Source organism: Oribacterium sp. oral taxon 078 str. F0262, from assembly GCF_000160135.1.
In the GTDB taxonomy this organism is placed as follows: domain Bacteria; phylum Bacillota; class Clostridia; order Lachnospirales; family Lachnospiraceae; genus Oribacterium.
Genome location: NZ_GG729933.1, coordinates 722,663 through 735,809 on the forward strand (window position 1 = coordinate 722,663; position 13,147 = coordinate 735,809).

Below are 13,147 nucleotides of genomic sequence, written 5' to 3' on the forward strand. Positions count from 1 at the left end.
GCATCTAAGCGTGAAGCCAACCTCAAGATGAGATATCCCATCGAAAGAGTAAGACCCCTTTGAGAGAAAGAGGTAAATAGGGCTGAGGTGGAAGTGCTGCAAAGCATGCAGCTGACAGCTACTAATCGGTCGAGGGCTTATCCATAGTCGGAATGAATCGGATCTTGACAAAATATTTTACCGGATGATATGATTCAGATATTCAGTGTATGCCTCTATAGCTCAGTCGGTAGAGCACGCGGCTGTTAACCGCGGTGTCGTTGGTTCGAGTCCATCTGGAGGCGCTATGTTATGGCGAAGTAGCCAAGTGGTAAGGCGTGGGTCTGCAACACCCTGATCACCGGTCCGAATCCGGTCTTCGCCTCTTTTTCCTGTATATGTCCTTGTTTGAGTCTCCATGAGCTCTGCCTCCTTCAGAGCCGCTGTGATATGCTTGAGCAGGAGATGCGGCAGGAGAGCAAGGCGCCATGGTCAAGTGGTTAAGACACCACCCTTTCACGGTGGTATCACGAGTTCGAACCTCGTTGGCGTCAGAAAGGTCTCAGAATGACTATATAGTCATTTTGGGGCTTTTGTTGTATTATATGCTGTATCCGCGGAATTCGCATGAAGGCTCTATCGCTCCGCTGTTTCGTTTTCCGCGGCCTTTCAGCCCGGAAATTTGCGCTGCGGGCAGATCCCGCGCTTTGCTCTGTCTTTGCTCTGTCATAGGCGCTCATGAAAGTGAGATTTTCCATGACACCTTGGGGCTTTTTTGCCGATATCCTGCGATCGGAGGTTATATGTCTCTTCGTCAGTCGCTTTTGCCGCTTCTTTACCGGGCGGATCCGGATTATCTTTCCGGAGAGGAGCTCGCCCTGAGGCTTTCCTGCAGCCGGGCCGCGGTCTGGAAATGCATCGAGAAGCTCCGCGGGGAGGGCTATCGCATAGAGGGGATGAAAAACAGGGGCTATCGTCTGGAAGCGGGAGAGGGGCAGCCTCTTTCGGAGGAGCTGATCGCCGCGATGCTCGGGGGAGGGGTCTCCGTAGAGGTGGAGCCGGAGCTTAGCTCCAGCAATGATGTCTTGAAGAAACAGATTCTCTCGGGGACTCTGAAGCCGCCTGCCGTGCTTCTCACCGATTATCAGAGCGCGGGGAAGGGAAGGCTTGGGCGAAGCTTTTTTTCTCCGAAGGGAGACGGCCTTTATCTGAGTCTTTATCTGAAACCGGGAGGCCTTGTTTCGGACAATCTGATTCTGACGGCGCAGGCAGCTGTCGCCGTCTATCAAGCCGTCCGCGAGGTCTCGGGAATCTCCCTTTTCATCAAGTGGGTCAATGATCTCTACCTGGGGGGGAGGAAGGTCTGCGGCATCCTCTCCGAGGGACAGGCGAATTTCGAGACGGGGGAGCTCGACTTTGCGATCGTGGGGATCGGCCTCAATCTCTATGAGCCGGAGGAGGGCTATCCCCGGGAGATCCGCGGAAAGGCGGCCTCCCTTCTGGGAAGGCGCTCCGAGGGGCGGGGGATAGACAGAAATCTGCTCGCGGCCCGCATTGTCGAAAGGCTCATCGAGCTCGGAAAGGAGAGAGAGCTGCCCGAGGACTATCGGACGAGAAATATCGTTTTGGGGAGGGAGATCATCCTTTCAGAGGGAAAAAGCAGGAGAAAGGCGAGGGCGCTCTCGATTCTTCCGGATGGGAGACTGGAGATCCTCGAGGAGAACGGGAGCCGCAGTACGCTTGTCTACGGTGAGCTGTCTGTGAAGCTGGAAGAGGGGGATAGAGGAAATGACTCGTAGGAGACGGAGAAGGACGGGACGGCAGGAGGATCGGGAGACGATGGCCTTCGGGGACATAGTACGGGTCTGTATAGCAATCGTATTTTTGCTGCTCGCCGTCTTCGCGGTTATTTTTGTCGTAAAAAATGTGAGCGGCTTTGCTTTTCCGGATCTGAAGCTCAGTAAGGCGGAGAGCAGTGAGGAGAAGACTCCGGAGACCATTCAGGCAAAGAGCAGCGTGGGAGAGACGGAGTCCTCGGAGAAAAGGGAGGCGGAAAGCAGCAAAGAGAGTACAGGGAAGAGCTCGGAAGCGGAGAGCCGGACCAAAGCGGAGGAACCCGCGAGGGAGACGGACTCGGAGGAAGATGCGGAGAAAGGGACGCTCGCGGAGGAAAAACCGAAGGCCTCGGAGAGCCGGAAGAGCGGAAGCGGGGAAGAGAAGAAGGACGCCATCGAGGCGAGCGACCCGAGTAAGGCGGCAGAGAGCGGAAAGTCTTCAGAGCCGCAGAAGACGAAGTCCTCGGATGCGGAAAAGTCATCACAGAGCAGTCCGAAGGAGAGCAGTGGAAAGACAAAGGAGAGCGCTGTGATCGGGGAATCTCCGACTGCGGCGAAGGAGTCCGGCTCTGAGATCGCGGTCCGCGAAGGACCGAAGGGAACTTAGGGAAGGAGCTATGATCTATTATCTTATGGGAAAGTCCGCCAGCGGAAAGGACACGATCTGCCGCGCCCTCCGGAAAGCGCGGCCGGACTGGAAGCTACTTATCCCCTATACGACCAGGCCGATGAGAAGCGGAGAGAGAGAGGGAGCGGAGTACCATTTCGTATCGGAGAGGGAGCTTCAGAGACTGCGGGATGCGGGGAAGATCCTGGAGGAGCGTTCCTACGAGACCGAATTCGGCATCTGGCGCTATGCCAGTGTGGATGACGGGAGGATTGGGCGAGCGGGCGGAGGAGATTATCTCCTTATCGGGACCTTGGAAAGCTATCGAAAACTCCGCGGGAGATTCGGAGAGGGACAGCTCTTTCCTCTTTATCTTGAGCTTCCGGAGGAGCTTCGCCTGGAGAGGGCCCGGAGGAGGGAGGAGGAGCAGGAGAAGCCGAGCTGGGCTGAGTTTTGGCGGCGCTTTTCCCTCGACGAGCAGGATTTCTCGGAGGAGAAGCTCCGGGAGGCCGGGATTGTCAGGCGCTACCGGAATCTGGAATGGGAGGCTTGTGTCAATGAAATCCTTGCGGATACCGCTTCATAAGGTCAGAAACGCCTATCTTTTGATCGGAGAGGAGAGGGAGCAGCTCTATGAGGCTGCTCTTCGCTTTGCGGAGGAGCTCCTTCAGAGGGAGGGAGGAGAAGAAGAGCCGCTGTGGAAGAGACTCTCCTATCCCTCAAAGGAGGAGTGGAGGGAAAGCGTTCGAAAGCGGATTCGCGCCGGAGAGCATCCGGATCTCTTTCGCCTTCTGCCGGATAAGCCGGAGGAGCATCCGAAGATGATCAGTGTCGATAACATCCGCAGAAATCTGGTGGATAGCGTGGAGATCCGCCCCTACGAGGCGGAGTATAAAATCTATATCATCATGGATGCGGATAAGATGAATGCGCAGGCACAGAATGCTCTCCTAAAGACCCTGGAGGAGCCGCCCGAGTATGCCGTGATTTTGCTTCTTTCCGGCGGGAGGGAGGCCTTCCTTCCGACGGTGCTCTCCCGGCTCATCGAATTCTCCGGGGGGGAGAGGGATGCGAGAGAGCGCTTTCTGTCCTTTTATGAAGAGGAATGGGCGAAGGAGTTCTCCGATTTTCTCCCGGGGATCAAAGAGAAAGCTCCCTCGGAAATTCTCCGTTTTCTAAAGGAGCATCCGGAGGAAAAGCTGCCGATCCGGGAGCTTTTCTCCTTTCTTGAAATTATTTTGCGGGATGTGCTATGCTATAAAAGTACAAAGCGGCAGGAGCTCCTCTATGCGAGAGAGATCTCCGGGACCCTCATCCGCATGGCCTCGGACTTTGATTATTCGGAGCTTGGAAAAATTACGGATGAGCTTGCGAGAGATGTCCGGGAGCTCTCCCTGAATGTCAACAGAGAGCTCCAGCTGGAGCAGCTTCTATTTTCGATGGGAAGGCGGGAAGAGGGACAGCCTGGGGGTCCCGGGAGAACGATATGGTGACGGTAATCGGAGTGAGATTTCAAACGGCGGGGAAGGTCTACTATTTTTCGCCGGGAGAGAATGAGTTCAGCCGGGGAGAGTATGCGATCGTTGAGACGGCCCGGGGGGTGGAATACGCCTTTGTCGTCCTTGGAAACCGGGAGCTCCCGGAGGATAAGATCGTTCCGCCTCTGAAGGCGGTCATACGAAAGGCCGGCGCAGAGGATCGGGAGAGGAAGGAGGAGAACAGCCGTAAGGAAAGAGCGGCCTTCCAGGTCTGCCAGGAGAAGATCCGCCGCCACGGACTGGAGATGAAGCTCATCGATGTCGAGTATACCTTTGACCGGGGAAAGCTGCTCTTTTATTTCACGGCGGACGGACGGATCGACTTCCGGGCTCTCGTAAAGGATCTTGCGGCGATCTTCCGGACGAGGATTGAGCTCCGTCAGGTCGGAGTCCGGGATGAGACGAAAATCCTCGGGGGCTACGGCATCTGCGGGCGCCCGCTCTGCTGCCACAGCTATCTGCCGGAGTTCGCCCCGGTCTCGATCCGCATGGCGAAGGAGCAGGGGCTCTCCTTAAATCCCAGCAGCATTTCCGGGGTCTGCGGGAGACTCATGTGCTGCCTGAAGAATGAGGAGGAGGTCTATGAGTTCCTGAATTCGAAGCTCCCCTCCCTCGGGGATTATGTGACGACGCCGGAGGGACTGCGCGGGGAGGTGAGCTCGCTCTCCGTCCTGAATCAAAGGGTCAAGGTGATCGTCGATCTGGAGAGGGAGGATGAGAAGGAGCTTCGGGAATACGCGCTCTCAGAGCTGAAGTTCAGACCCGGAAAGAAGAAGTCTCCCCTTCGAAAGGGCGGGAAGAAGGAGGAAGCGAGGGAGAGTGGCGGAGAGGATTGATGATCTTTTGTGCCGGGGCTTTCGGATCATTCAGGACAGCGAGGGCTTTTGCTTTGGAATGGATGCGGTGCTGCTCGCAAATTATGCGCTTCCCGCGGTGAGAGAGGGTTCTCAGCTTCTGGACCTCGGGACCGGAACCGGGGTCATCCCCCTTCTTCTGTCCGCGAAGACAAAGGCGCGGAGGCTCTACGGCCTGGAGATTCAGAAGAGCGCCGCGGATCTCGCTGAGCGCTCGGCGGCTCTAAACGGGCAGGAGGGGCGAATTCAGATCCTCCGAGGAGATATCCGGAGAATCCGCGACTTTCCCCTCTCCTCCCGCATGGATCTCGTCCTCTCCAATCCGCCCTATCTAAAGAGCGGGATCCGAAGTAAAGGGGAGGGGCGGCAGATCGCAAGGCATGAGATTTTATGCAGCTTTCGCGATGTCGCCGTGGCCGCTTCCTATCTGCTGAAGGCCTCCGGCAGGTTCTTCCTGGTACACAGGGCGGAGAGGCTTACGGATATCGTCTCCGATCTTCGGGAGAGCGGGCTGGAACCGAAGCGCCTTCGCATGGTGCATTCCAGGGCGGGAAGAGAGGCGAAGCTCCTTCTCTTAGAGGCGGTAAAGGGCGGGCGGCCGCAGCTTCATGTCGAGCCCCCGCTCATCGTCTACGAAGAGGGGGGAGTCTATACGGAGGAGCTTCTCTCCCTCTACCGCGGGGAGGCATATCTTTAAAAGGATATTATCTTTTTATGGGGGCTGTGCAGGAGGGGAGCATTGTGCTACTCTCAAGGAGTAAAGCCGATTTCGGGAGGACCGGAATTTTATCCGGATCTTTTGGGAAGCCGCGGGGACTCGACTCTTTTTGCGGCGCGGAATCGGCGGTCTGCCGGGGGAGCCAGAGGATGGACGGAGCCTACAGAAGCACAGTGCGTCGGCTCCCCCGAAATTTTCGGTCCTGCCTCCGGCTTTTCAAAAGCGGCTGCGGAGAAAGAAGCGGCGGCTATCTTCATTCCTTCAGGAGGATTTATGGATCTTACGTTTACGAGGCCCTTGGCCGAACAGTCGTCTGAGATTGCACCTTATTTTTCCCTTCGCCCCAATAAGAGCTGTGACAGCGGCGCGCTGGACACCTATCTCTGGGCGGAGTATTACAATACAAAGATATGCATCATAAAGGACAGGGCCCTTCTTACCATAATGCAGAACGGGGAGGAATATTTTGCGGCGATGCCCTATTGCCGGGAGGAGGATCTGAGGGAGTATTTTGAGCTCACGAAGCGCTATTTCAACGAGGTTTTGAAAAAGCCTTTGAAGATCTACCTCGCGGATGAGGAGGCTGTCACGGCGCTTTCTCTCATGGAGGATGAGAATTTCATCGTAAAGGAGGAATTTGATTTCAAGGACTATCTCTATGATGCGGAGGAGCTTCGCAGCCTGCCCGGTAAGAAGTTCCATAAGAAAAAGAACCTCGTCAATAAATTCATGAGAGAGTACGAGGGGAGATGGGAATACCGCACGATCCGCTGCGAGGACAAGCTTTTGGTCTGGGATTTTCTGGACCGCTGGTATGAAGAGAGGGCAGAGACGGAGACAGAGGGAGAGGTGAGCCTGGAGTACGAGGTAAAGGGGATTCATGAGGTTTTGCAGAATTGCTTCCTGATTGAGCACAGGATCGGCGGGATCTTCATCGACGGGAGACTCGAGGCCTTTTCCATCGGGGCCTATAATCCGAGGGAGAGGATGGCCTGCATCGACATCGAAAAGGGAAACCCGAGGATTCCGGGTATTTACCAGATTATAAATCAGCAGTTTCTGCTCCATGAATTTCCGGAGGCGAAGATCGTAAACCGGGAGGATGACGTGGGACTGCCCGGTCTTCGGAAGGCAAAGGAGAGCTATAATCCGATCGGCTTTGAGAGGAAATATATGGTGCTGCAGAAGGACTTTGCGGGCTATGAGAAGGAGCTGACGGATCAGTATGAGGCGGAGGTCAGGCAATATGGCTCGGACGCTCAGGATACTTAATACAGAGGAGGAAAAGCGGAGGACGACAGCGCTTTACCGGAGATGCTTTCCGGAGGACTCCGAGGCCTTCGTGGACTTTTACTACCGGGAGCGCTGCCGCGGCAATCGGATCCTGAGTATAGAGGAGGAGGGAGAAGTCCTCTCCATGCTTCACTTAAATCCCTACCGAATCTCGCTTTTTTCCCGGGAGACAGAGATCAGCTATGTCTATGCTGTTGCGACAGAGGAGCGCTTCCGGAGGCAGGGCATGATGCGGATGCTTCTCCGGGAGGCTTTCCGGATTCTGAAAAGGGAGAGGGTGCCGCTTTCCTACCTGATTCCCGTGGAGGAGGCGATCTATACCCCCTTTGGCTACGAGACGGTCGGGAGACTTCAAAGGGAGCGGCATATCAGCGAGGAGAGGCTTCGGGAATATAGCCTTTACTGCATCCGGGACAGTGCTTACCAAAGGCTCATCGCCGGGGAGGAGCGTTTGGAAAACGGGGCCGGGGAGGGACTCCCCGAGGATCCCAAAATCATGATGAAAATCACGGATCCGGATCGTTTCTGCGAGCTCAGCGGTCTTTCGGAAAAGAGAAATGAGGCGGACTGCCTCGACCGGCTGAAAAAGCAGAAGATCTATATCTCGGAGGACATCTGATGAGAGAATTTTTCCCGGGGGAGATCCTTCTCCTGAAGAAGAAGCATCCCTGCGGGGAGAATAGCTGGGAGCTGATCCGGGTCGGCGCGGATCTGAAGCTTCGCTGCCGGGGCTGCGGACATCTTCTCATACTGCCCAGGTGCCGTCTTGGGAAGCTTCTTCAGAGAGAGAATGAGTCGGAGGGGAGGGAGAGATCGGGGCTGAGGGAAGAGCCGCGGAAGGAGAAAGGACGCATCCCCGAACAGGGGAAAGATGAGAATTAGCTTGCGGAAAGCTCTGAAAACTGATAAGATATCAGACTGTATCGAAAATCCTTGCTTTCACAGAGAGTGTGAAGGCCGGAGACCACAAGGAGGAAAGGCAGATGAGCCAATACGAATTATGTGTCGTCCTGAGCGCGAAGCTCAGCGATGAGGAGCGAGCGGCCGCCATTGAGAAGATCAAGGAATATATCAGCCGCTACAATGGTGTCGTGGGAGAGAAGATCGAGGAGTGGGGCAAGAAGAGGCTGGCCTATGAGATCCAGCATATGAAAGAGGGCTACTACTACTTCATCCCCTTCACCGGGGATCGGAACACCCCGAACGAGCTCGAGAATCAGGTCCGCATCATGGAGGCGGTCATCCGCTATCTTGTTGTGAAGCCGGAGGAGAAGCTCGTGGCCGCAAAGGCAGAAGAGGAAAAGGCAGCTGCAGAGACAGAGGCAGAGTAAAACGCGGGCGGAAAGCGAGCAGATATGAACAGAGTCATCCTAATGGGCAGATTGGTGAGGGATCCCGAGATCCGCTATTCGCAGGGCGAGAACAGTCTGGCGATCGCGAGGTATACGCTCGCGGTGGACCGCCGGGGCCGGAGGAACCAGGACGGCAATCAGCCCACGGCGGATTTCATCCGCTGTGTAGCTTTCGCGCAGAGAGCGGAATTCGCGGAGAAATACATGCATCAGGGCATGAGGATGCTGATCTCCGGGAGTATCCAGACGGGAAGCTACCAGAATAAAGAGGGGCAGACGGTCTATACAACGGACGTAATTGTGGATGATCAGGAGTTCGCCGACAGCAAGGGACAGGGCGGCGGGACGTATCAGAACCGCGGCACAAATTCCTACCGCAGCGATTCCTCCGGAGAGGGAGGAAGCGGAGTCGGCGATGGATTTATGAATATACCCGACGGGGTAGAGGATGAGGGACTTCCCTTTAACTGATAAGGGAGAGGGGGCCTTCACCGGGAAGGGAGCGGCTTGGCCGCCCGGAATGAAGGAGGAAGATATGGCATTTCAGAAGTCAGATAGAAGCGGCTCCGCGAGGCCGAGAAGAGCCGGCGGATTCCGGAGCAGAAGAAAGGTCTGTGTGTTTTGCAGTGATAAGGCGAAGCCCGTGGATTTCAAGGATATCGCCACGCTGAGGAAGTATATCTCCGAAAGAGGAAAGATTCTTCCCAGAAGGATCACGGGTACCTGTGCGACGCATCAGAGAGCGATTACGACCGCGATCAAGCGCGCGCGTCATATCGCACTGCTTCCGTATCAGGTTGACTGAGCCGGATGCGGACGGAGAGAGCTGCCGATGGCAGCTCTTTTCTTTATCCAGGCGGATGCAGGGACAGGCGGGGAAAAGCATGTTTTTTTGGAATGTCAGTTATTTCATGTTGCCGCAGCTATAACGCGGTGCTATAGTATGGGTCTGATGCCAAGAGTGATTCTGCGAAGTACTGCCCTCTTTTCCGCTCACGGAGAAATGTGTCATAAGGCCCGGTATCCGCTTCCGGAAGTAAAGCGCGGGAGGAGTGCTTTGAGTGCGGGATCACAGGCGCAGGCAAAAGACGGAGATACCGGGGAGAAAAGGAGGAAGAGCCATGTCCTATGTCAATGAAGTCTATGAGATGCTCCAGAAAAAACATCCCTATGAGGCGGAATTTCTGGAGGCCGCAAAGAGGATCCTGGATTCCCTCACTCCGATTGTGGACGCCAATGAGGATCTTTACCGGAGGAATGCCCTCCTTGAGCGATTTGTGGAGCCGGAGCGAATTGTGAGCTTTCGGGTGCCCTGGACCGATGATCAGGGGAAAAATCATGTCAACCTCGGCTACCGCGTACAGTTCAATTCCGCAATCGGCCCCTATAAGGGAGGCCTTCGCTTTCACCCGACGGTGAATCAGTCGATCCTGAAGTTTCTCGGCATGGAGCAGATTTTGAAGAACTCTCTGACAGGGCTTCCGATCGGAGGCGGAAAGGGAGGGGCCGATTTCGACCCCCACGGCCGATCCGACGCGGAGGTGATGCGCTTCTGCCAGAGCTTCATGACAGAGCTCTATAAATACATCGGAAAGGATGTCGATGTCCCCGCCGGAGATATCGGAGTCGGCGGAAGAGAGGTCGCCTATCTCTACGGGCAGTATAAGAGGATCACGAATCTCTATGAGGGGGTTCTGACCGGAAAGGGACTGAGCTTCGGGGGATCCCTGGCGAGACCGGAGGCCACGGGCTATGGCCTGATCTACATCACGGAGGAGATGCTGAGAGCGGCCGGAGAGGAGCTGAAGGGGAAGAGCGTCGTCGTCTCCGGCTCCGGAAATGTCGCGCAGTATGCGATCCAGAAGGCACAGGAGAGGGGAGCGCTCGTGCTGAGCTGCTCTGATTCCGACGGCTTTATCTATGATCCGGACGGGATCAAGCTGGACCTTCTCTTTGAGATCAAGCAGAAGCGCCGCGGCAGGATCCGGGAGTATGCGGAGAAGGCTCCGAGGTCGGAGTATCATGCGGGGGAGAAGCCCTGGTCGGTAAAATGCGATATCGCGCTTCCCTGCGCCACGCAGAACGAGATCAACGGAGAGGATGCGAAGAAGCTCCTCAAAAACGGATGCACTGTCGTCGCGGAGGGCGCAAATATGCCAAGCGATGAGGAGGCGATTGACGCCTACCTTGCCGCAAAGATCCTCTATATGCCCGCAAAGGCGGCGAATGCGGGAGGAGTGGCGGTCTCCGCTCTCGAGATGAGCCAAAATTCCGAGAGGCTCTCCTGGAGCTTTGAGGAGGTCGACAGCAGGCTTAAGGATATCATGGTCAATATCTATAGGAATGTGTCCGCGGCTTCGGAGAAGTATGCTCATAAGGGAAATTTCGTGATCGGGGCCAATGTGGCGGGCTTTGAGAAGGTCGCTGCAGCCATGCTCGCTCAGGGTCTGGTCTAAAAGAGAGAAGCGAAGGGAGCGATACAGCGGTAGAGCGAGAGGGAGAAGCCATGAAGACATCGGTGATTGCCTTCCCCAGGGTGGGAGCGGAGAGAGAGCTCAAGTTTGCGGCGGAGAAGTATTTCAATGCGGAGCTCTCCGAGGAGGCGCTGAGAGAGAGCGCAGCTGGGATCCGCGCCAGGCAGTGGAGGAAAATGAAGAGAGAGGGGATCGATTTCATCCCGTCAAACGACTTCTCCTTTTATGATCGGGTTCTGGATACGGCGCTCCTTTTTAATCTGATCCCGTCCCGATATCGGGAGCTTAATCTCTCCCCGCTGGACTGCAGCTTTGCCATGGCCAGGGGACGGGGGGGAGCGGCAGGGAATGTGAAGCCGCTCGCCATGAAGAAGTGGTTTAACACAAATTACCACTATATCGTCCCGGAGCTGGAGGATGATGCGGAGATCCGCCTTGCCGGGGAAAAACCCTTTCTGGAGTTTTCGGAGGCACTTTCTCTTGGCATCGAGACAAAGCCGGTCCTGATCGGGGCCTTCAGCTTTTTGAAGCTACTTCGCTTTACCGGGAAAAAGGGGATCGCCGAGATCCGGGGAAGCCTCGTGAAAGCGTACCGGGATTATATCCGGCGCTTCCGGGAGCTCGGGGCGAAGTGGCTTCAGTTTGATGAGCCCTGCCTCGTGCGGGATCTCACGGAGGAGGATATCGCTCTCTTTTTCTCTGTCTATGAGGAGCTCCTATCCGAAAAGGGAGGTCCTCGGATTTTGCTTCAGACCTATTTCGGGGATCTGAGGGATATCTATGAGAGACTGCCGGAGCTCCCCTTTGATGGGATCGGGCTCGACTTTGTAGAGGGAGAGAGGACGGAGGCGCTCGTCTTCGAGCATGCTTTCCCGGGGGACAGGCTTCTTTTTGCCGGTCTCATCAATGGGAAGAATATCTGGAGAAATCAGTATGAGAAGAGCCTCTCTCTGCTCCTCCGCCTTAGGGAGAGGGGGATCGAGACCGTGCTCTCCGGCTCCTGCTCCTTTCTTCATCTTCCCTATACGCTGCGGGGAGAGGAGCGGCTCTCAGAGGACTATAAAAAGCATTTTGCCTTTGCGGAGGAGAAGCTCTCGGAGCTCCGGGAGCTTTCGCAGCTCGCGGAGGGAGAGGAGGGAAGTCAGGAAGCGCTGAGACAAAACCGGGCACTTTTTTCCGGGGGAGAAGGAAAAGCCGACAGAGAGATCCGGAGGAGATGCGCCGGCATCCGTCCCGAGGACTATGTGAGAAAGCCCGATTTTTCGGAGAGAGAGAGGCTTCAGAAGGCAGAGTTCGGTCTTCCGCTTTTTCCGACGACGACGATCGGCTCTTTTCCGCAGACGGAGGAGCTCAGAGAGATGCGGAGACGCCGAAGGAGCGGGGAGCTCAGCCCGGAGGAGTATGAGAGCTTTCTCAGGCAAAGGATCGCGGAATGGATACAGATCCAGGAGGAGCTCGGTCTCGATGTTCTGGTACACGGTGAATTTGAGAGAAATGATATGGTGGAATATTTCGCGGAGCGGCTCCGGGGCTTCCTCTTTACGGAAAAGGCCTGGGTGCAGTCCTATGGGACCCGCTGCGTGAAGCCGCCGATCATCTGGGGGGATGTGAGCCGCGTCTCCCCGCTCAGCGTGAAATGGTCGGTCTATGCGCAGAGTCTCAGCAGGAAACCGGTGAAAGGCATGCTGACGGGACCGGTCACGATATTGAACTGGTCCTTTCCGAGAGAGGACATCTCCCTCGCGGAAAGTGCGAAGCAGATCGCGCTGGCGATCCGGGATGAGGTTTTAGAGCTGGAGAAGAACGGGATCCGCGTGATCCAGGTGGATGAGGCAGCGCTCCGCGAGAAGCTGCCGCTTCGGAAAAGCGACTGGTACTCCGCTTATCTGGACTGGGCGATTCCCGCCTTCCGGCTGGTGCACAGCGGGGTGAGGGCGGAGACCCAGATTCACACACATATGTGCTATAGCGAATTCGGCGATATCATCCCTGCCATCGACAGCATGGACGCGGATGTTATCTCCTTCGAGGCCTCCCGCTCGGATCTGCAGATTCTGGATTCTCTGAGAGAAAATCACTTTCGGACGGAGGTGGGACCGGGCGTCTATGATATCCATTCGCCGAGAATTCCGGAGAGCGCAGAGATCCGGGCGGCACTTGAGAAAATGCTCTCCAGGCTGGACGCGGAGAAGCTCTGGGTCAATCCCGACTGCGGCCTGAAGACGAGAAGGGCGGAGGAGGCCATCCCAAGCCTTCGGAATATGGTGAAGGCAGCGAGGGAGCTGAGAGAAGAAAGGGGCACTGCCGTGCCCGTGCCGGATTTTTCGGCCTCCCAATCGACATAAGGCGAGATAGTACAAGCGGTGTACCCCGATTCAGTTCCCATCGATACAAGGCCCCGGGCATCCCCCGAGGCCTTATATTTACGCCCTTCCCCGCTTGCAGGGCATGCCGCTTTAGTGTAAGATAAAAATGCTGTTTTCAGGTACAGGGGAGA

At 56.1% G+C, this 13,147-nt stretch carries 14 protein-coding genes, 3 tRNA genes and 1 other annotated feature (1 of these 18 only partly in view); all 17 genes read left to right on the forward strand.

Translation table 11 applies throughout. The annotated features are described in order from the left end of the window. Window positions 1-146, forward strand: a sequence feature (23S ribosomal RNA rRNA prediction is too short); it begins 1,641 nt to the left of the window's first position. A gap of 65 nt (window positions 147-211) precedes the next feature. Beyond that, window positions 212-284: transfer RNA gene (locus GCWU000341_RS03335), tRNA-Asn, on the forward strand. A 9-nt stretch (window positions 285-293) separates the two neighbouring features. Beyond that, window positions 294-364 (forward strand) — tRNA-Cys (locus tag GCWU000341_RS03340). A gap of 97 nt (window positions 365-461) precedes the next feature. Further along, window positions 462-533, forward strand: a tRNA-Glu gene (locus GCWU000341_RS03345). Window positions 534-782: 249 nt separating this feature from the next. After that, window positions 783-1,778, forward strand: a complete 996-nt coding sequence (locus GCWU000341_RS03350; protein WP_009214317.1) for a biotin--[acetyl-CoA-carboxylase] ligase — start codon at window positions 783-785, stop codon at window positions 1,776-1,778. Further along, entirely contained in the window at window positions 1,768-2,421 is a 654-nt protein-coding gene (locus tag GCWU000341_RS03355) for a hypothetical protein (protein WP_009214318.1), read from the forward strand. Before GCWU000341_RS03350 ends, GCWU000341_RS03355 begins: the two co-directional genes overlap by 11 nt. A gap of 10 nt (window positions 2,422-2,431) precedes the next feature. Next, entirely contained in the window at window positions 2,432-3,007 is a 576-nt protein-coding gene (locus GCWU000341_RS03360; protein WP_009214319.1) for a guanylate kinase, read from the forward strand. Next, the gene (locus GCWU000341_RS03365; RefSeq protein ID WP_009214320.1) at window positions 2,979-3,914 is read left to right on the forward strand and encodes a DNA polymerase III subunit delta' C-terminal domain-containing protein; all 936 of its coding nucleotides are present in this window, start codon (window positions 2,979-2,981) and stop codon (window positions 3,912-3,914) included. The genes GCWU000341_RS03360 and GCWU000341_RS03365 overlap by 29 nt, the downstream gene beginning before the upstream one ends. Continuing rightward, window positions 3,908-4,795 (forward strand): PSP1 domain-containing protein, encoded by an 888-nt coding sequence (locus GCWU000341_RS03370; RefSeq protein WP_009214321.1) that lies wholly within the window; start codon window positions 3,908-3,910, stop codon window positions 4,793-4,795. Before GCWU000341_RS03365 ends, GCWU000341_RS03370 begins: the two co-directional genes overlap by 7 nt. Next, entirely contained in the window at window positions 4,779-5,510 is a 732-nt protein-coding gene (locus GCWU000341_RS03375) for a tRNA1(Val) (adenine(37)-N6)-methyltransferase (protein ID WP_009214322.1), read from the forward strand. The genes GCWU000341_RS03370 and GCWU000341_RS03375 overlap by 17 nt, the downstream gene beginning before the upstream one ends. A gap of 294 nt (window positions 5,511-5,804) precedes the next feature. Continuing rightward, window positions 5,805-6,803, forward strand: a complete 999-nt coding sequence (locus tag GCWU000341_RS03385) for a DUF2156 domain-containing protein (protein WP_040653024.1) — start codon at window positions 5,805-5,807, stop codon at window positions 6,801-6,803. Further along, window positions 6,778-7,443, forward strand: a complete 666-nt coding sequence (locus GCWU000341_RS03390; RefSeq protein WP_009214324.1) for a GNAT family N-acetyltransferase — start codon at window positions 6,778-6,780, stop codon at window positions 7,441-7,443. Before GCWU000341_RS03385 ends, GCWU000341_RS03390 begins: the two co-directional genes overlap by 26 nt. Continuing rightward, complete coding sequence (locus GCWU000341_RS03395) at window positions 7,443-7,706, forward strand: DUF951 domain-containing protein (RefSeq protein ID WP_009214325.1); 264 nt, start codon at window positions 7,443-7,445, stop codon at window positions 7,704-7,706. The genes GCWU000341_RS03390 and GCWU000341_RS03395 overlap by 1 nt, the downstream gene beginning before the upstream one ends. Window positions 7,707-7,807: 101 nt before the next feature. Next, window positions 7,808-8,155: a 30S ribosomal protein S6 gene (rpsF, locus tag GCWU000341_RS03400; protein ID WP_036599702.1), complete on the forward strand. Its 348-nt coding sequence runs from the start codon at window positions 7,808-7,810 to the stop codon at window positions 8,153-8,155. A gap of 24 nt (window positions 8,156-8,179) precedes the next feature. Next, window positions 8,180-8,647 (forward strand): single-stranded DNA-binding protein, encoded by a 468-nt coding sequence (locus GCWU000341_RS03405; protein ID WP_009214327.1) that lies wholly within the window; start codon window positions 8,180-8,182, stop codon window positions 8,645-8,647. 64 nt (window positions 8,648-8,711) lie between these two features. Then, window positions 8,712-8,981: a 30S ribosomal protein S18 gene (gene rpsR, locus GCWU000341_RS03410; protein WP_036599733.1), complete on the forward strand. Its 270-nt coding sequence runs from the start codon at window positions 8,712-8,714 to the stop codon at window positions 8,979-8,981. 316 nt (window positions 8,982-9,297) lie between these two features. Then, entirely contained in the window at window positions 9,298-10,632 is a 1,335-nt protein-coding gene (gene gdhA, locus GCWU000341_RS03420; protein ID WP_009214330.1) for an NADP-specific glutamate dehydrogenase, read from the forward strand. Between the two features lie 50 nt (window positions 10,633-10,682). Then, a complete protein-coding gene (metE, locus tag GCWU000341_RS03425; RefSeq protein ID WP_009214331.1) occupies window positions 10,683-12,995 on the forward strand; it encodes a 5-methyltetrahydropteroyltriglutamate--homocysteine S-methyltransferase in 2,313 nt (770 codons plus the stop codon). Window positions 12,996-13,147: the final 152 nt, after the last annotated feature.

Bases quoted from the DNA above. Each gene is read 5' to 3' on its own strand.
- gdhA (WP_009214330.1), top strand. From the start codon at position 9,298: ATGTCCTATGTCAATGAAGTCTATGAGATGCTCCAGAAAAAACATCCC.
- GCWU000341_RS03395 (WP_009214325.1), top strand. From the start codon at position 7,443: ATGAGAGAATTTTTCCCGGGGGAGATCCTTCTCCTGAAGAAGAAGCAT.
- GCWU000341_RS03350 (WP_009214317.1), top strand. From the start codon at position 783: ATGTCTCTTCGTCAGTCGCTTTTGCCGCTTCTTTACCGGGCGGATCCG.
- GCWU000341_RS03360 (WP_009214319.1), top strand. From the start codon at position 2,432: ATGATCTATTATCTTATGGGAAAGTCCGCCAGCGGAAAGGACACGATC.
- GCWU000341_RS03405 (WP_009214327.1), top strand. From the start codon at position 8,180: ATGAACAGAGTCATCCTAATGGGCAGATTGGTGAGGGATCCCGAGATC.
- GCWU000341_RS03370 (WP_009214321.1), top strand. From the start codon at position 3,908: ATGGTGACGGTAATCGGAGTGAGATTTCAAACGGCGGGGAAGGTCTAC.
- rpsR (WP_036599733.1), top strand. From the start codon at position 8,712: ATGGCATTTCAGAAGTCAGATAGAAGCGGCTCCGCGAGGCCGAGAAGA.
- GCWU000341_RS03385 (WP_040653024.1), top strand. From the start codon at position 5,805: ATGGATCTTACGTTTACGAGGCCCTTGGCCGAACAGTCGTCTGAGATT.
- metE (WP_009214331.1), top strand. From the start codon at position 10,683: ATGAAGACATCGGTGATTGCCTTCCCCAGGGTGGGAGCGGAGAGAGAG.
- GCWU000341_RS03355 (WP_009214318.1), top strand. From the start codon at position 1,768: ATGACTCGTAGGAGACGGAGAAGGACGGGACGGCAGGAGGATCGGGAG.
- rpsF (WP_036599702.1), top strand. From the start codon at position 7,808: ATGAGCCAATACGAATTATGTGTCGTCCTGAGCGCGAAGCTCAGCGAT.
- GCWU000341_RS03390 (WP_009214324.1), top strand. From the start codon at position 6,778: ATGGCTCGGACGCTCAGGATACTTAATACAGAGGAGGAAAAGCGGAGG.
- GCWU000341_RS03365 (WP_009214320.1), top strand. From the start codon at position 2,979: ATGAAATCCTTGCGGATACCGCTTCATAAGGTCAGAAACGCCTATCTT.